Annotated in this window: 16 protein-coding genes; 11 read left to right on the top strand and 5 right to left on the bottom strand. The window is 63.3% G+C overall.

Going from position 1 to position 17,383, the window contains the following annotated elements; genetic code table 11:
• Positions 1-292 precede the first annotated feature (292 nt).
• From PspCFBP13509_RS14200 to PspCFBP13509_RS14155, 9 genes are all read left to right on the top strand, one after another.
• The gene (locus PspCFBP13509_RS14200) at positions 293-1,300 is read left to right on the top strand and encodes an ABC transporter permease (protein ID WP_027607262.1); all 1,008 of its coding nucleotides are present in this window, start codon (positions 293-295) and stop codon (positions 1,298-1,300) included.
• A gap of 50 nt (positions 1,301-1,350) precedes the next feature.
• Positions 1,351-2,283: a sugar ABC transporter substrate-binding protein gene (locus PspCFBP13509_RS14195; RefSeq protein ID WP_065924581.1), complete on the top strand. Its 933-nt coding sequence runs from the start codon at positions 1,351-1,353 to the stop codon at positions 2,281-2,283.
• Positions 2,284-2,298: 15 nt separating this feature from the next.
• Positions 2,299-3,810, top strand: coding sequence for a sugar ABC transporter ATP-binding protein (locus PspCFBP13509_RS14190; RefSeq protein WP_065924580.1), 1,512 nt, complete (start codon positions 2,299-2,301; stop codon positions 3,808-3,810).
• A 239-nt stretch (positions 3,811-4,049) separates the two neighbouring features.
• Positions 4,050-4,814: an SDR family oxidoreductase gene (locus PspCFBP13509_RS14180; protein WP_065924579.1), complete on the top strand. Its 765-nt coding sequence runs from the start codon at positions 4,050-4,052 to the stop codon at positions 4,812-4,814.
• An 11-nt stretch (positions 4,815-4,825) separates the two neighbouring features.
• The gene (locus PspCFBP13509_RS14175; protein WP_065924578.1) at positions 4,826-5,626 is read left to right on the top strand and encodes an SDR family oxidoreductase; all 801 of its coding nucleotides are present in this window, start codon (positions 4,826-4,828) and stop codon (positions 5,624-5,626) included.
• 45 nt (positions 5,627-5,671) lie between these two features.
• Positions 5,672-6,625 (top strand): sugar-binding transcriptional regulator, encoded by a 954-nt coding sequence (locus PspCFBP13509_RS14170; RefSeq protein WP_065924577.1) that lies wholly within the window; start codon positions 5,672-5,674, stop codon positions 6,623-6,625.
• Between the two features lie 22 nt (positions 6,626-6,647).
• Positions 6,648-7,571, top strand: a complete 924-nt coding sequence (gene tal, locus PspCFBP13509_RS14165; RefSeq protein WP_065924576.1) for a transaldolase — start codon at positions 6,648-6,650, stop codon at positions 7,569-7,571.
• Positions 7,568-8,563: a GlxA family transcriptional regulator gene (locus PspCFBP13509_RS14160; protein ID WP_137212197.1), complete on the top strand. Its 996-nt coding sequence runs from the start codon at positions 7,568-7,570 to the stop codon at positions 8,561-8,563. Before tal ends, PspCFBP13509_RS14160 begins: the two co-directional genes overlap by 4 nt.
• Positions 8,564-8,689: 126 nt before the next feature.
• Positions 8,690-9,889 carry an NAD(P)/FAD-dependent oxidoreductase gene (locus tag PspCFBP13509_RS14155; protein ID WP_065924574.1) on the top strand — a complete coding sequence of 400 codons (1,200 nt, stop codon included), beginning with the start codon at positions 8,690-8,692 and terminating at the stop codon, positions 9,887-9,889.
• A gap of 78 nt (positions 9,890-9,967) precedes the next feature.
• Here the strand turns inward: PspCFBP13509_RS14155 and PspCFBP13509_RS14150 are convergent, their stop codons facing one another.
• Both PspCFBP13509_RS14150 and PspCFBP13509_RS14145 read right to left on the bottom strand, forming a co-directional pair.
• The gene (locus tag PspCFBP13509_RS14150; protein ID WP_065924573.1) at positions 9,968-11,152 is read right to left on the bottom strand and encodes a sugar transporter; all 1,185 of its coding nucleotides are present in this window, start codon (positions 11,150-11,152) and stop codon (positions 9,968-9,970) included.
• Positions 11,153-11,240: 88 nt separating this feature from the next.
• Complete coding sequence (locus tag PspCFBP13509_RS14145) at positions 11,241-12,239, bottom strand: bile acid:sodium symporter family protein (RefSeq protein WP_065924572.1); 999 nt, start codon at positions 12,237-12,239, stop codon at positions 11,241-11,243.
• Positions 12,240-12,324: 85 nt separating this feature from the next.
• Here PspCFBP13509_RS14145 and PspCFBP13509_RS14140 point away from each other — a divergent pair, with 85 nt between their 5' ends.
• A complete protein-coding gene (locus tag PspCFBP13509_RS14140) occupies positions 12,325-13,113 on the top strand; it encodes an AraC family transcriptional regulator (protein WP_074847098.1) in 789 nt (262 codons plus the stop codon).
• A 109-nt stretch (positions 13,114-13,222) separates the two neighbouring features.
• Here the strand turns inward: PspCFBP13509_RS14140 and PspCFBP13509_RS14135 are convergent, their stop codons facing one another.
• Positions 13,223-14,236 carry an ABC transporter substrate-binding protein gene (locus PspCFBP13509_RS14135; protein WP_065924570.1) on the bottom strand — a complete coding sequence of 338 codons (1,014 nt, stop codon included), beginning with the start codon at positions 14,234-14,236 and terminating at the stop codon, positions 13,223-13,225.
• 165 nt (positions 14,237-14,401) lie between these two features.
• Here PspCFBP13509_RS14135 and PspCFBP13509_RS14130 point away from each other — a divergent pair, with 165 nt between their 5' ends.
• Complete coding sequence (locus tag PspCFBP13509_RS14130) at positions 14,402-14,833, top strand: hypothetical protein (protein WP_137212196.1); 432 nt, start codon at positions 14,402-14,404, stop codon at positions 14,831-14,833.
• Between the two features lie 143 nt (positions 14,834-14,976).
• Here the strand turns inward: PspCFBP13509_RS14130 and PspCFBP13509_RS14125 are convergent, their stop codons facing one another.
• Complete coding sequence (locus tag PspCFBP13509_RS14125; RefSeq protein ID WP_137212195.1) at positions 14,977-15,921, bottom strand: class I SAM-dependent methyltransferase; 945 nt, start codon at positions 15,919-15,921, stop codon at positions 14,977-14,979.
• Positions 15,922-15,932: 11 nt separating this feature from the next.
• Positions 15,933-17,306 (bottom strand): iron-containing redox enzyme family protein, encoded by a 1,374-nt coding sequence (locus PspCFBP13509_RS14120; RefSeq protein WP_137212194.1) that lies wholly within the window; start codon positions 17,304-17,306, stop codon positions 15,933-15,935.
• Between the last annotated feature and the right edge of the window lie 77 nt (positions 17,307-17,383).

Here is a 17,383-nt window from a genome sequence, read left to right as displayed (position 1 = left end):
CAGTGACAATATATTTCTATTTAGACGCCGATCCTCCGGCAGGTCAAGTGAGCGAACCGCCGAAAAATCAAATAAAACTCGGAAATCCCCCTCGGACAAACGGCCAAAATCCCACGCCGGCTCCTCTAGACCGTGGCTTTGCGCCGGGCAAAAACACCGTTTCAGCGGCAGGCAAGAAAAATTAAGCGCTTGACTTTGACACGGTGTCACTGGAATCTGAATTAACAGTCAGGCACGCATAAATATTCAAGAAGCCTGAAGCACTCCAAAAAAAATAACTCAGGAGAACACTGTGGACGCCAAAGCTATTGTCCAGCACCCGGCCGAACTCAAGCCGCCACCTCGCCCACGTATTGTCAAACTGCTGCCCAGTAATATCGGCGGCCCGTTGATCGGGCTGGTGCTGCTGGTGCTGGTCTTCTCCTTCAGTTCCGAATTCTTCTTCTCGTTGCGCAATGGCCTGAACATCCTCGATCAGGTCACGGTGCTGGGCATCCTGGCGATCGGCATGACGGCGGTGATCGTGATCGGCGGCATCGACCTGTCGGTCGGCTCGGTGCTGGCCTTCTCGATGATGATGCTCGGCTGGCTGTATCAGGATCAGGCGGTGCCCCTGGGCTTTGCGATTCCGATCTCGATTGCCAGCGGCATGCTCGCCGGGCTGGTCTCCGGCGCGTTGATCACCTACGCCAAGCTGCCACCCTTTATTGCCACGCTGACCATGATGTCGGTGGCCCGTGGCCTGGCGAATATCCTCACCGAAGGCCGGCAGATCGTCGGCTATCCGGACTGGTTCACCAGCCTGGCGACGGTGCGCCACTTCGGTTTCCTCTCGGCCACCGTGGGCCTGTTCCTGGTGATGCTGGTGGTGGCCTGGGTGTTCCTGCGCTTTCGTGCCGGCGGCCGCAACCTCTACGCCATGGGCGGCAGCCCGGAAGTGGCACGGCTGTCGGGCATCAAGGTGCGGGCGATTACCCTCTGGGTGTACGCCATCAGCGGTGCGCTGGCCGGCATCGCCGCCGTGACCCTGGCCGCGCGCCTGGACTCCTCGCAACCGAGCGCCGGGCTGAGCCTGGAGCTGGACGCCATCGCCGCCGTGGTGATTGGCGGCGCAAGCCTCAGTGGCGGCGTCGGCAGCATCGGCGGCACCCTGGTGGGCGTGCTGATCATTGGCGTATTGCGCAATGGCCTCAACCTGCTGGGGGTTTCGCCCTTTATTCAACAAGTGGTGATCGGCGTGGTCATCGCCCTCGCCGTCACCATCGACACCCTGCGACGCCGCTCCAGCACTGCCCGTTAAACCTGTTCGACAGTTGACACCCTCCAACAATAAAACCAGGAGTCACCGACATGTTCAGCCCCAAGAAATTGCTGTTGGCCACCGCTCTCGCCGCCGCCACCCTCACCGTTGCCGGCACCACCTGGGCCAAGGATTTGACCATCGGCCTGGCCGTGGCCAACCTGCAGGCCGACTTCTTCAACCAGATCAAGCAATCGGTGGAAGCCGAAGGCAAAGCCAAGGGGGTCAAGGTGATCACCGTGGACGCCCAGGGCAACTCCTCCACCCAGGTCAGCCAGATTGAAGACCTGATCACCCGCCAGATCGACGTGCTGATCTACATCCCGGCCGGTGCCACCGCCGCCGGTGTGCCGGTGAAAGCCGCCAAGGCTGCGGGCATCCCGGTGATCGCCGTGGACCGCAACGCCCCCGACGCACCGGGCGACACCTTTATCGCCAGCGACAGCGTGGCCGGCGCCAAGACCCTGGCCGAGTACGTGGGCAAGATCACCGACGGCAAGGGCCGCATCGCGATCCTGCAAGGCCAGATCGGTACCACCCCCGAGAATGATCGCGCCAAAGGCTTTGAAGAGGGCCTGAAAGCCTTCCCGGACCTCAAGGTCGTCGCCCAGCAACCAGCTGAATGGGCCCAGGACAAAGGCTTCGCCGTGGCCCAGGACCTGCTCCAGCGTGACCCGAACATCACCGTGTTCTTCGGCCGAGCCGATGCCATGGCCTTGGGCGCTGCCCAGGCGGTGAAAGTCGGCAACCTCGATCACAAGGTGGTCGTGGTCGGTTTCGACGGCGACGTGGCCGGGCTCAAGGCCGTGCAAAGCGGTGTGCTGAACGCGACCATGACCCAGCAGACGCAGAAAATGGGGCGCCTGGCCGTGGCCTCGGCCATCGACCTCAAAGCCGGCAAGACCCTGCCCAAGGAGCAGTTGTTGCCCACCGTGCTGACCACTAAAGAAAACGTCGCGCCGTTCCTGCAACAGCACCCGTAAGCCTTGGAGGTCGTCATGCAAGCAGCAGCCGTTGACACCGCTCGATCAGACGCGGTGCTGTGCCTGCGCAATATCAGCAAGGCCTACGGGCCGGTGCAGGTGTTGTCGCAGGTCAACGTGGACATTCGCCCCGGTGAAGTACTGGCCCTGCTCGGTGAGAACGGCGCGGGCAAGTCGACCTTGTCGTCGATCATCGCCGGGCTGGTGCAACCGGAAGCCGGGGGCAGCATGACCTGGCTCGGCGCGCCCTACGCCCCCGCTTCACCGGGGGCTGCGCTGGGCGCCGGGATCGGCCTGATCCACCAGGAAATCCGCCTGCTGCCGCAACTGTCGATTGCCGAGAACATCTTCGTCGGCCGCCTGCCCATGCGCCGTGGGCGGGTGGACCGCGAGTACATGGAGGCCCAGGCGCAGATCCAGTTAGAGCGCCTGGGGCTCAAGGTGCCGGCCTCGCGCAAGGTCGAAGGCCTGAGCGTGGCGGCCCAGCAACTGGTGGAAATCGCCAAGGCGCTGACGCTGAAGGCCAGCCTGTTGATCCTCGATGAACCCACCGCCGCATTGGGTGGCGAGGAAACCGAGCTGCTGTTCAAGCAGGTGGAACGGCTGAAGGCCGAGGGTGTGTCGTTTATCTATATCAGCCACCGCCTGGAAGAGATCGCACGCATCGCCGACCGCGTGCTGGTGCTGCGCGACGGTCGCCAGATCGCCCTGCATGCCACGGCCCAGGTGCCGGTGCGGGAGTTGGTGGAGCAGATGGTCGGGCGCAGCCTGGAGCGGATCTTTCCTGCGTTGCAGGCGCCCCAGGAGCAGGTGATGTTGCAGGTCAAGGCGTTGAGCTGCCGTGAGTTTGCCTTGCACGGCATCGACTTCAGCGTGCGTGCCGGCGAGGTATTCGGCATTGCCGGGGTGGTCGGCGCCGGGCGAACCGAGCTGGTGCGTACCATTGCCGGCGCGGCCCAGGATATTCGCGGCCATATGGTGCTGGATGGCGAGGTCCGCCAGTTGCGCTCGCCCTTCGAGGCGATCCAGGCCGGCGTGGTGCTGGTGCCCGAAGACCGCAAGCAGCAAGGCGTGGTGGTGGAGCATCGCATCGAAGACAACCTGATTTATGGCAACACCGACCTGCTGGATAAACGCGGCTGGGTGTTCCCTGCCCCACTGCGCGAATTCGCGCGCACGGCGGTGGCGCGACTGGGGGTCAAAGGTGCGCCGCAGTCGCGGATTTCCAGCTTGTCCGGCGGTAACCAGCAGAAGGTGATCATTGCAAAGTGGCTGGCGCGCAACCCCAAGGTGTTCATCCTCGATGAACCCACACGCGGCATCGACGTGGGCGCGCGGGCGGCGATTTATGAAGTGATCGCGGACCTGGCGGCCAAGGGCATGGCGGTGATTGTGGTCAGTTCCGACCTGGACGAAGTGCTGGGCTTGTCCCATCGGGTGATGGTGATGAGCCGAGGGCGGCAGATGGGGATTCTGGAGCGTGGCGAGGCCACTCCGGTTGCGGTCATGGAAATGGCCACCGCATAACCAAAGACCTACAAAGATCCAAATGTGGGAGGGGGCTTGCCCTAATGCCAGTCAGTTAAGCGTACATCGGCCTCTGTAGGAGCAAGCTTGCTCGCGAAAAACGTCAATGATAACGCGTGCTTCCTGAATGTACGCGGCGCCTGTGGGTTCTTCGCGAGCAAGCTCGCTCCTACAAAAAACCTTGGGGCAAGCCTCCTTCCACAGGGGTTCCACTGTGATTTCAAAAATTGGAGTTATTCATGCAGCTTTTTAGTCTTCAAGGCCAAGTGGCCTTTGTTACCGGCGCCGGCAGCGGCATTGGCCAGGCTATCGCCGTCGGGCTCGCCGAAGCCGGCGCGGATGTAGCCTGCTTTGATCTTCCGGGCAGCCCCGGCATCGCCAGCACGGTAGAACGCATCCAGGCCCTGGGCCGGCGCGCCCTGGCCCTCAGCGGCACCGTCACCGAGCGAGCTGCCCTGGATGCAGCGGTCGCGCACACCGAGCATGAGCTCGGCCCGCTCAGCGTGGCCGTCAACTGCGCCGGCATCGCCAATGCCCAGGCCGCCGAAGACCTGGAGCTGCAACGCTGGCAAACCACCCTGGACATCAACCTCACCGGCATTTTCCTCAGTTGCCAGGCCCAGGCCGCGGTGATGTTGCCGCGTGGCAAAGGCGCCATCGTCAATATCGCCTCCATGTCCGGCAGCATCGTCAACCGCGGCCTGTTGCAGGCGCACTACAACACCTCCAAGGCCGGGGTGATCCACCTGAGCAAAAGCCTGGCGATGGAATGGGCCGACAAAGGCCTGCGCGTCAACTGCATCAGCCCCGGCTACACCGCCACGCCGATGAACTCGCGCCCGGAAGTCGCCGACCAGGTGAAGATCTTTGAACAGACCACGCCCATGGGCCGCATGGCCAGCGTGGACGAAATGGTCGGCCCGGCGATTTTCCTGGTCAGCCAGGCCTCGTCTTTCTGCACCGGTGTCGACCTGCTGGTCGATGGTGGTTTTGTCTGCTGGTAAGGAGTTTTGTCATGTCGCAACGTTTCAGCGGTAAAACCATCGTGATCACCGGCGCCTGCCGTGGCATCGGTGCCGGCATTGCCGAGCGCTTCGCCCAGGAAGGTGCCAACCTGGTGCTGGCCTCCAACGACCTGGAGCGCGTGACATTCACCGCCGACCAACTGGCCCGGGAATACAAGGTCGACACCCTGGCCCTGGGCATCGACGTGACCCGCGAAGAAGACATCGAAACCCTCTACCGCGAGGGTCACGCGCGCTTCGGCAGCATCGACGTGTCAGTGCAGAACGCCGGCATCATCACCATCGACCACTACGACAAGATGCCCCGCGCCGACTTCGACAAGGTGCTGCAGGTCAACACCACCGGCGTGTGGCTGGGCTGCCGGGAGGCGGCCAAGTACATGGTCAAGCAAGGCAGCGGGCGCTTGATCAACACCTCGTCCGGCCAGGGCCGCCAGGGGTTTATCTACACCCCGCACTACGCCGCCAGCAAAATGGGCGTGATCGGCATTACCCAGAGCCTGGCACTGGAACTGGCGCGGCATAACATCACGGTCAACGCGTTCTGCCCCGGCATCATCGAAAGCGAGATGTGGGACTACAACGACCGCGTATGGGGCGAGATCCTCAGCACCGACGAAAAACGCTACGCCAAGGGCGAGTTGATGGCCGAATGGGTCAGGAACATCCCCCTGCGCCGGGCCGGCAAGCCCTCGGATGTCGCCGGCCTGGTGGCGTTCCTGGCCTCGGATGACGCGGCCTACCTGACCGGCCAGGCGATCAATATCGACGGCGGCCTGATCATGTCGTAAGGGTTTGGTATCCTCACCCGCATTGATGTCATCACTGAGGCCTTCATGAGCCAGATCGAAGAACAGCGCCTGATCACCAAGATCGCGAGCCTCTATTACGAAGACGGGCTCAAGCAGTCCGAGATTTCCGCCCAGCTGGACCTGTCCCAATCCTTTATCAGCCGTGCCCTGCGCCGGGCGCTGCAGGAAGGCGTGGTGAAGATCAGCGTGATGCGCCTGCAAGGCCTGCACCTGGAGCTGGAAAACCAATTGCAACGCCGCTACGACGTGCGCCAGGTGATCGTGGTGGAAGCCACCGAGCCCGGCAACGATGAAAGCATCAAGCAAGCCATCGGCTCGGCGGCTGCCCACTACCTGGAGACCAGCCTGTCGCCCCAGGACCATATCGGCATTTCGTCGTGGAGCAGCACCATTCGCGCCATGGTCGGCCACCTGCATGCCCAGCCGGGCAAACAAGGCGCCCAGGAAGTGGTACAACTGTTGGGCGGCGTCGGCCACAAAGGCGCGTTTGAAGCCACCCTGCTCACCCAGCGCCTGGCCACCCTACTCAACTGCCCGGCGTTCCTGCTGCCGTCGCAAAGCATCGAGCAATCGGTGGAAAGCAAACAGCGCATCGTGCAGATGGAAGAGGTCAAGGAAGTGCTGCAACGCTTTGACAGCATCACCCTGGCGATCGTCGGCATCGGCGACCTGGAACCCTCACAGTTGCTGCGCAACAGTGGCAACTACTACACCGAGGACATGCTGCGCCTGCTGGCCGAGCGCGGTGCCGTCGGCGATATCTGCCTGCGCTACTTCGATGCCCAGGGCAAGCCGGTGCTGGAGGAAGATGAAGAATTCGTGGTCTCGGTGGCGCTGCCCAAGTTGCGCAGTATCCACCGCGTGCTCGGCCTGGCTGGCGGGCTGAACAAGGTCCAGGCCATTCGTGGCGCGCTCAAGGGCGGCTACCTGGATATCCTGATCACCGACCTGGACACCGCACAGGCCCTCAACCAATAACCTTTTTTGGAGATTGCCGCTCATGACGTCCAAACTCGAACAACTCAAGCAATTCACCACCGTGGTCTGCGACACCGGCGACCTGGAAGCCATCAGCCGCCTGCGCCCGGTGGACGCCACCACCAACCCGTCGCTGCTGCTCAAGGCCGCCGCGATCCCGGAATACGCCGAGCTGCTGCGCAATGCCGTCAACCTGGCCAAGGGCGACGTCGGCCTGGCCTGCGACCACTTCGCGGTGTCCGTCGGTGCCGGCATTTTGAAGGTCATTCCCGGGCGTATTTCCACCGAAGTCGACGCGCGCCTGTCCTTCGATGAAGACGCGCTGTGGGCCAAGGCCAACCAGTTGATCGCCCTGTACGACCAGGCCGGTATCAGCCGCGACCGCGTGCTGATCAAACTCGCCTCCACCTGGGAAGGCATCCGCACGGCCGAACGCCTGGAAAAAGCCGGCATCCAGACCAACCTCACCCTGCTGTTCTCGTTCGCCCAGGCCCAGGCCTGCGCCGATGCCGGGGTGTTCCTGATCTCACCGTTCGTGGGCCGCATCTACGACTGGTACCGCAAGAACACCGGCCTGGACTACACCGGCGCTGATGACCCAGGCGTGCAATCGGTGACGCGCATCTACAACTACTACAAGGCCAACCAGATCAACACCGTGGTGATGGGCGCGAGCTTCCGCACCCTCAGCCAGATCGAACAGCTGGCGGGGTGCGATCGCCTGACCATCAGCCCGGAGCTGCTGCAGAAGCTCGACGAAGACCAGGGCACGCTGGCGCGCAAATTGGTGCCGGTGACCGAAGGTGAAGCACGCCAGCCAATGAACGAAGCGCAGTTCCGCTGGGCGTCGAACGAAGATGCGATGGCCACTGAGAAACTCGCGGAAGGGATTCGACAGTTTGCACGGGACCAGGAAAAACTCGAGGCGGTGTTGTCGGCGCTATGAACCCCGTCCAGCCGCTCGGCCAGTCGCGCACCTTGGTGTTCCTGGCCTACCCGCAAATGGGCCTGCTCGACCTGACCGGTGCCCAGACCGTGTTCTGGGCTGCCACCAAGGCCATGGTCGAGCGTGGCCTGCCGGGCTATGTGGTGCACACCACCAGCCTGGCGGGCGGCTTGATGCCGACGGCCGAAGGATTGAGCGTCGACACCCTGCCATTGGCGCAATTTGACCCCGCCGCCCTGGACACCTTGATCGTACCCGGCGCCCCCGCCATTCAACAGGCGCTGGCCGCCAACACCGACCTGGTGGACTGGCTGCGTCACGCCTCCACTCGGGCCCGGCGCACGGCCTCGGTGTGCAGCGGCACCTTCCTGCTGGCCCAGGCCGGCTTGCTCCAGGGCCGGCGTGCTGCCACGCACTGGGCGATGTGCGACATGCTCAAGCGCGGGTTCCCCAGCATCGATGTGGACATGGACGCGATCTTTGTCCAGCAAGGCAATGTGTGGACGTCGGCAGGCGTGAGTGCCGGCATCGACCTTGCGCTGGCGTTGGTAGAGGCCGATTGCGGGCGTCACGTCGCCCTGCAAGTGGCACGGGAACTGGTGGTGTTTCTCAAAAGGCCTGGCGGCCAGGCCCAGTTCAGCCAACTGCTGCAAGCCCAGACCGACGACACTGCCGGTTTCGATGCGTTGCACCTGTGGATCGCCGACAACCTCAGCGACCGCGAGCTTACGGTGGAGCGCCTGGCGGAACAAAGCCGCATGAGCCCGCGCAACTTCGCCCGGGTCTACAAGCAAAAAACCGGGCGCACCCCGGCCAAGGCCATCGAGTTGTTTCGCGTGGAGGCGGCGCGGCGCCTGCTGGAAGACTCCCAGCGCAACATCGACCAGGTGGCGCACCTGTGTGGCTTTGGCGATGAAGAGCGCATGCGCTACACCTTCCATCGCCACCTTGCGATTTCCCCTCGCGACTACCGCGCGCGCTTTTCCCGCTGACGGCAGGCCGCTTGGCAGTTATTCAGGGTTTTCTGTCCTACCCGCCAAACCGCGGCGCTCTTAGAGTAGGCCGGTAACGCATTGCGCCTTGAGCAATCGTATCGACCTGGTCCCTGGAGCATCCCCATGAAGCAGCACATCCTTATCATCGGCGCCGGGTTCGGCGGTGTCTGGAGCGCCTTGAGCGCCGCGCGCCTGCTGGATAAACATGATCGCCATGACGTGCAGATCAGCGTCCTGGCCCCACAGCCGGCGCTACGTATTCGCCCACGTTTCTACGAGGCCGAAGTGCATGCCATGCAGGCACCGCTGGGCCCATTGTTTGCGGCAGTCGGCGTGGACTTCATCGAGGGCGCCGCCGACCGCATCGATGAACACGGCAAGCAGGTGACCTACCGCAACGCAGCAGGCATCCCCACCACCCTCAAGTACGACCGCCTGGTGCTGGCCGCCGGCAGTCGTCTCAATCGCCCGCAGATGGAAGGCCTCCAGCACGTGTTCGATGTGGACCAGATCGAAGACGCCACGCGCCTCGAAGCCCATATCAAGGGTTTGAAAAACCTGCCCGACAGCCCGGCACGCAACACCGTGGTGGTGGCCGGCGGCGGGTTTACCGGGATCGAGACCGCCACCGAAATGCCGGCACGCCTGCGCGCAGCACTGGGTGACGACGCCACTATCCGTGTGATCGTGGTGGACCGTGGCCCGCAGATCGGGGCATCCATGGGCGATGGCATTCGCCCGTCCATCGTCGAAGCCAGCCAACACCTGGGCCTCGAATGGCGATTGAACACCTCCGTGGCCGCGGTGGATGCCGGCGGCGTGACCCTGGCCGATGGGCAGCGCATCGAGTCCAGCACCGTGATCTGGACCATCGGCTTTCGCGCCAACCCGCTGACCGAACAGGTCAGCGGCACCCTTGACCCCCAGGGCCGCCTGCATGTGGACGGCAACCTCAAGGTGAAGGGCCAGGCCGATGTCTTTGCCGCCGGTGATGTGGCCTACGCCGCCACCGACGACCTCGGTCACTTCGCCGGCATGTCCTGCCAGCACGCCATCGCCCTGGGCCGCTACGCCGGCAACAACGTCGCCGCCGACCTGATCGGCGTGGCCCCGATGACCTACAGCCAGCCCAAATACGTCACCTGCCTCGACCTCGGGGCCTGGGGCGCGGTGTACACCGAGGGCTGGGATCGTCAACTCAAGCTGGTGGGCCAGGAAGCCAAGGAGCTCAAGCAGCAGATCAACACGGTGTGGATCTACCCGCCAGCCGCAGAACGGGCCACCGCCCTGGCGGCGGCTGACCCGCTGATTCCGGTGGCCTGACGCCCCACACCCGGTGCCCGCCAGCCCACTGTTTGCTGGCGAGCATAAATGCCAGGAGCGATCAGGCTCGCTCCTGCCTCAGCTTTGCGCGACACCCGTCCCAAACTTGCGAATCGCCAGGCAATACCCGATCAATGCCAGCGCCGCCAGCAACCCGCCCGCCAGGCCGACCCAGGCGAAGCCGAAGTGGCTGCCGACCCAGCTGCCCATCAGGGCGCCACCGCCAATGCCGATGTTGTAGATACCGGAGAACATCGCCATGGCCACGTCGGTGGCGTCCGGGGCCAGCACCAGCACCTTCGATTGCATGGCGAGGCCGAAGCCCATGATCGCCATGCCCCAGAACACGCTGAGGATCACCAGGTACGACTCGGCACCGCTCAACGGCAGCATCAGCGCCAGGCACGCGGCCAGGATAAACACCGCGCCGACCACGAACAGGTGGGGGTTGAAGCGGTGCACCAGGCTGAACAACAGCGAACCGATGATACCCGCGCCGCCGAACACCAGCAGGATCAGGGTCACCGCGCTGCCGCTCATGCCGGCCACGCCTTCGACGAAGGGTTCGATGTAGCTGTAGGCGGTGAATTGCGCGGTCACGGTCATGGCGGTGAGCACATACAACGCCACCAGCGCCGGACGCTTGAACAGCAGTGGCAGGCTACGCAGGGAACCGGAGTTCTGGCTCGGCAGCAAGGGCAAGGTGCGCGCCAGCCAGAACACCAGGGCGGCGGCGAACGCGCCGATCACCAGGAACGTGGTGCGCCAACCCATGGCTTCGCCGAGCAGACGCCCCAGGGGAATACCCAGCACCATCGCCAGGGACGTACCGGTGGCGAGCAGTCCGAGGGCTTGCACCTGCTTGCCTTCCGGCGCCAGGCGCACCGCCAGGGACGCGGTGATCGACCAGAACAGTGCATGGGACAAGGCAATGCCGACGCGACTGACCATCAACAGGCCGAAACTGGTGGCCACGCTGGAGAGGATATGGCTGGCGATAAACAGGCAGAACAGCACGATCAGCAGCTTGCGTCGCTCAACGTTGCGGGTCAGCAGCATCACCGGCAGCGAGGTCAGGGACACGATCCAGGCATAAATGGTGAGCATCAGGCCGACGCTGGACACGGGCATGTCGAAGCTGGCGCCAATGGCGCTGAGCAGCCCGACGGGGACGAATTCAGTGGTATTGAACACAAACGCGGCCAACGCGAGGGCGATGACCGGTTGCCAGTTGGCTTGGGGGGTTGCGGCTGAAATGCTCATTTACAGGTCGTCGTACTCGGTTTCCGCGCGGGTCAAGGCGGCCCAATGCCAGCCCTTGAGCAGCGCGGAAAAATAGTAACACGGACCTTCAAGGATCCACCTGTGCCATCAGTTCCGGGATTGACTCCGGCCGCTTGGCATAACGCTGCGCCAACGCCGCACAGACCATCAACTGGATCTGGTGAAACAGCATCAACGGCAAAATCAGCACGCCCATGCTCGCCCCGGCGAACAGCACCTGGGCCATCGGCACGCCAGTGGCCAGGCTTTTCTTCGAACCGCAGAACAGGATGGTGATGCGGTCTTCCTGGTTAAAACCAAAGGCCTTGCCCAGCACGGTGGACGCCACCAGCACCAAGGCCAGCAACACGCAGCAGGCCACCACCAGGCCGCCCAGTTCCCACAGCGGGATCTGGTGCCAGATGCCTTCGTTGACCGCTTCGCTGAACGCGCCGTACACCACCAGCAGGATCGAACCCTGGTCGACGAACTTCAGCCAGGCTTTATTGCGCCCCACCCACGCGCCAATCCAGCGGCGGGCGATCTGCCCGGCGATAAACGGCAGCAGCAGTTGCACGCTGATTTTCAGGATCGCATCGACGGTGGAGCTGCCCTCGCCGTGCACATTGAGCAACAGCGTCACCAGCAACGGCGTGAGGAAGATGCCGAACAGGCTGGAGGCCGCCGCGCTGCAGATCGCCGCCGGGATATTGCCCCGTGCCAGCGAAGTAAAGGCAATCGCCGATTGCACCGTGGCAGGCAAGGCGCAGAGATAAAGCATGCCCATGTACAGGTCTTTGCCGATCAGCGGCGACAACACCGGTTTGAGCGCCAGGCCCAACAGCGGGAACAGCACAAAGGTCAGGCTGAACACCAGCAGGTGCAGACGCCAGTGGCCCGCGCCGGCGACGATGGCCTGGCGCGACAGCTTGGCGCCGTGCAAAAAGAACAACAGCGCGATGGCCAGGTTGGTGACCCAGCCGAAGGCCACGGCGGTCTGGCCGCTGGCGGGCAGCAGGGAGGCGAGGATCACCGTGGCGATCAAGGTCAGGGTGAAGTTGTCGGGCAGAAAACGGGGGCGAGTCATAAGCGAATCTTCCGGGGGTTGCCAAGAGCGTCATGGCGACTCTAACGTAACGCCTTGTTACCGACTAACGCCAATGAGCCAGTAAATGCCGCCTAAAGGACATGCCAATACCGTACGTCGCAGTGTGCCTGGGCTTTCCAGCCTGCCACGGCCGGTGTATGGGCGCACCGAATCGCTGCCCAACCGTGCGCTGACCCGCCGGCACAGCCACCCATGGGTGCAATTGTCCTACGCCATTTCCGGGGTGCTGGAGATCCAGACCAGCGCCGGCCGCTTCGTCGCACCGCCCCAGCGGGCGGTGTGGATCCCGGCGGGCATGCCGCATCGGGTGTACAGCTCGCCCCATACCGAGATGCGCAGCCTGTACCTTGATTGCAGCGTCACCGCCTGGGCCGCAGAGCGCTGCCAGGTGCTGGAGGTAAGCAGCCTGCTGCGCGAGTTGATCCGCAGTTTCAGCGAGCTGCCGGTGGAATATGCCGAGGATGGCCCGGATGGGCGCTTGGCCCAGGTGGTGCTGGACCAGTTAGCGGCAGCGCCCCAGGTGGACCTGATGCTGCCCTTGCCGCTGGACCCGCGCCTGCGGCAAATCTATCGCAGCCTGAACCTGCACCCGGAACAGCAGACCACCCTGGGGCACTGGAGCCAGAAGCTAGGGGTGAGTGAGAAGACGCTGAGCCGGTTGTTCTTGCGTGACACCGGCCTGACGTTTCGGGCCTGGCGCCAGCGTTTAAGGTTACTGAGCGCCCTGCCCGCCCTGGAGCAAGGCGAGCGGGTGACGGATGTGGCGTTGAACTGTGGCTATGAGTCCACCTCGGCGTTTATCAACGCGTTTCGGCAGCAGTTCGATGCCACGCCGGGTGAGTTCTTCCGCTGACACTTCAAACGCTGAACGTGCCACAGTTACAGTGTTCCTCCTTAACTGAACGGTATTAGGGCAAGCCCCCTCCCACAAAGTTGAGCGTATTTCCAATGGGGATCGACGTTCAGCTGCCGTTACCGCCATGAGCCTCTTCGAAAAAGTAGTCCTTCCAGCTCGCCGCCTTGTTTTTCAGTACGCCCAGTTCCTGCAATTTCTCGGCGTAGATATAGGTACGCTGCGGCACGATAGTGAAATCGATTTCCGGGTCCTGGACGATTTTTTCCACCAGGTCCAATGGCAGCTTCGACTGTTCTACGCGGATGTACGCCTTGGCCGCTGCGGGCTTGTCGGCCTTGATGATCTGCTCGGCTTCGGCCAGCGCGGCGTAGAACGCCTGGTAGGTCTTGGGGTTTTCGTCGTGGAATTTCTGCGTGGTGTACAGCACGTTGAACGTCGCCGGACCGCCAAGGATGTCGTAGGAACTGAGCACCTTGTGCACATTGGGGTTCAACAGTTCCTGGTACTGGAACGGCGGGCTGGAGAAGTGCGCGTTGATCTCCGAACCACCGGCAATCAACGCGGCGGTGGCATCGGGGTGGGCCAGGCTGATGGAGATGTCATCGAACTTCTTGTAGTTGGCATCGCCGAACTGCCTGGCGGTTTCAATCTGTAAGGTCCGCGACTGGAAACCCACCCCAGCAGCGGGCACGGCGATGCGGTCTTTCTCGGTGAAGTCCTTGAGAGTCTTTACCTTGGGGTTGTTGGTCAACAGGTAGTTGGGCATCGAGCCCAAGGAGGCGATGGCCTTGACGTTCTGCTTGCCCTTGGTGCGGTCCCACAGGGTGAGCATCGGCGGCACACCGGCGGACACCACATCCAGAGCGCCGGCCAGCAGCGATTCGTTCATGGCGGTGGCGCCGGAAATGCTGTTCCATTCCACCTGGATGTCCAGGCCCTGGGCCTTGCCGTGTTTTTCGATCAGGTGCTGGTCGCGCACCACATCGAGGATCAGGTAGCCGATGCCGAATTGCTGGGCGATGCTGATCTTGCCTTCGGCCTGGGCACCAGGGCTGAGCAAGACGCTGGCGGCGGCGAGGGACGCGGCCAGGAGAGTCAGGGAGGAACGCTTGAACGTCATGGGGAATCTGCCGCGTTTTCGAGAAGGTGATGGAGCGTAGCCGCGGTTTTTTAGACAGCAAAAGAATATCTGGGTCTATTGTTATGCAAATACCCCTAAAACGGCGCGCGGCTGGTATCGTGCCGCGCTTTGAAAAAACTGCCGCACACTGTGAGGAACTGCACGTTGAACACTGACGAAAAAATGACCGGGGACCTGTTCGAGGTGGATAAGCGCCTGTCACTCAAACCCGTGGTGGACTTCAACAGCTACCTGCGCAGCGCTTTCGGCGACGGCCCGTGCACCTGCATTCGTTGCACCGCCAGCGGCGGTGACGAAACCGGCTACGCGTTCCAACACACCTTCAGCTTCGACGGCAAACCAACCCAGCGCCGCTTTGCCTCCACGGCGGGCAGTGATGTGTTGATGGCGCTGAAAAAGGCCTGGTTGTCCTTCACCAAGGCTGAGCTGCCTTCGAGTGGCCCGCTGGCGCTGGAGACGGTGAAGGAATTTGTCGAGCCGCAGTTGCACAAGCGCCTGATGCCGCTGTTTCTGGCCAGTGGTTTGGCCAAGGATGTCGACGGCGAGTTGCACCTGCAGCCACAAGCCACGGCCTGACACCTTCTCCCTGAATCAAATCGTCGCGTAGCAGCTGTCGAGCCCAAGCGAGGCTGCGTCGGCCGCGACTAGAACCTGAATCGGCAGCGCGCCTGACGCAGCCTCGCTTGCGCTCGGCAGCTGCTACGGGGGATAGATGAGCGTCAGCGCAAACGGGTGACGGTGAGCGCCACCACGGCGATCCGCTCCACACGCTCATAGCCGGGCTTTTCCAGCTCTTCGCCGAACACATCGGGGTCAAGTTCGCGGTAGGTCCACCCAAAGGCATCGCTGTCCAGCAACGGCGTGACGGCGGCCAGGAACGGATCCTTCCCGGCGACAATCGCCACGCCGGTGTAGAGCACCAGGCTGCCGCCCAGGGCCAGGCGCCCAACGGCCTCGCCGGCGATGCGCACCGACAGTTGCTCGCCCAGTGCCCCGCCGCCATGCCGGTAGGCACGCTGGCGGTCGTCGTTCATATAGGGCGGGTTGGCGACGATCAGGTCGAACGTGCCTTCGACGCTGCCCAGTACATCGCTGTGGTACGCGGTGACGTTCGCCAGCCCGGCCAGCTCGGCATTCACTGCCGTCAGGCGCAAGGCGCGCGGGTTGATGTCCACCGCCAGCACCTCGGCGTCAGGCCGCGCACGGGCGACCACCAGCGCGCCCACACCGGCGCCGCAGCCGATGTCCACGGCGCGTTTGATCGGCTCGACGCGCTGTTGCAGATGGGCTTCGATCAGTTGGGCAAACCGATAGCTGTCAGGCCCGAAAAACACCGCGTCCGCTTGCGTGGTGGGGTATGCCGAGTGGGCAAACAGCAGGTCGTCCAGGCTCGACCAACGCACCGCACTGCGCCACAGCGCCTCGTGTTTTTCGACCACATCGGCCTGCTGCAGCTCCTCTCGAAACGCCTCCGGCAACAGCTCGCGGTCAAACGGCAGCGACCAGCCGAAGACATCCCGCAGGTCCTTCGCCAGCGGCGCCCCCTGGCGCTGGAAAAACCGTTCATGGGTCAAGGGCGTTGGCGTGATGAAGCGGTAGCCATTTTCCTTCAACCCCCGGCCCAGGTTCAGCAGGGCGCGGTCGGCGAGTTGTTGTGCAGACATGGATGATTTCCTTAGCGCAGGCGCGCACGCAGTTGGATAAAGCGGCGAGTGGCATACAACCCGGCGGGCGTGCAGTGACGCCGCGCCGACAGCCACGGGATCAGCGCATTGAGCTGCTGCTCATCGGGCAGGTTCCACAGCGAATCCACCAGCGCCTGGGTGTCCGGGTCGGACGGGCGATGCTGCTCGCGGGAGAAGCGGCTGCCGCGTCCGGGCCGCACGGGCGCCACACGTTGAGCGCTGATCCAATCACCCGCGATCCAATCGCGCAGCAGCTGTTTCTCATAGCCGCTGAACACGCCAAACATCGCCGCGCCCGCACCTTCGATCAACTGCCAGAAGCGGCTCTCGGCCGGATCCTGGTTGCGCTTGATCCAGCCCTTGTCTTCCAGGGCCTGGAGAAAGGCGCCGATCTGCCCCGGCCGCGCCAGCCATTGGTTGACGGTCTTGCCTTCGAAGCGGCAGTAATCCGAATGCATGTGCTGGCCGAACGTGCGCTTGCGTTCAAGCATGGCGACCACTTCGTCATTCAGGTTGAAGTCGTGGATAACGGCGCTGGTCCCCGGGCCGAGGTCATTCAGGCGGTACCCCTCGGCCACGCGGCGATAGAAGTCCTCCCTGCCCTCCCCCAGCGGCAGCAGGTTCAACACCGACTGCGCGGCCTTGCAGGCGTGGCCGCTGCTGGCATTGTCGATGGTGACGTGGAGGGTGAAGTAATACGGGTCGATGCCCAGTTCGCTCAGCTCATACGCGGTGATCAGCAGGTGCAACGGCAACTGCTCATAACCGAGGTTGAAACCGATGATCTCCGGCAGGAAGTCGTCGGCGCACAGGCCCAGCGCCAGTTGCAGGGCGCCTTGCAGGTAATGGTCGTCCTCAAGGCCGGCGTCGCTGTCGGCATCATGCTCGCTGAGTAATTTGCGGTAGATCACCACATGGTTCTGCGCCGCTTCGCCGTCACCCAGCTCTTCGAGATAGGTGGTGAGCAGACCGTCGAAGCGCGGGTCGTGCCAATAGCGCAGCAGGCCATTGAGCCAGGCACCGTCGACCTGTTTGGTCGGTGCCACGCGCTGCAGGAAATACAGCGCATGGGCCTTGTTCTGGAAATAACGACGTGGCCGGCCTTGCTGGCGTTGCTCCAGGTAATCGGCATAGGCCTGGGCCACGTCGGCGCAGCGCTGTTCGATCCAGGCCGGCAGTTGTTCGGGCATCTGCGGCAACTCACTGGGCGCGTCGCGCACCTGCGCCAAGTGCGTGCGTAGAAACTCCCGCGCAACCTCTTCAGCGCCAGGGGTTTCGCCATACAGGTGTTGGTACGACCACTGATACTGACCCGGTTGGGTGATGGAGGCCGGCTGGCCCGACAGCGCTGTGAGAAGCGTCATGATGGCAGTTTCCGCAAAGTCCGATCCAACCAGGCCTCCCGACAAGGAGGCCCCGCAAGCGCGCTCAACAGCACACG

Origin of the sequence: Pseudomonas sp. CFBP13509 (assembly GCF_005233485.1) — a bacterium.
Taxonomy (GTDB): domain Bacteria; phylum Pseudomonadota; class Gammaproteobacteria; order Pseudomonadales; family Pseudomonadaceae; genus Aquipseudomonas; species Aquipseudomonas marginalis.
The sequence above is the reverse complement of the archived record's forward strand: the minus strand, read 5'-3'. Positions and strand labels throughout refer to the sequence as shown.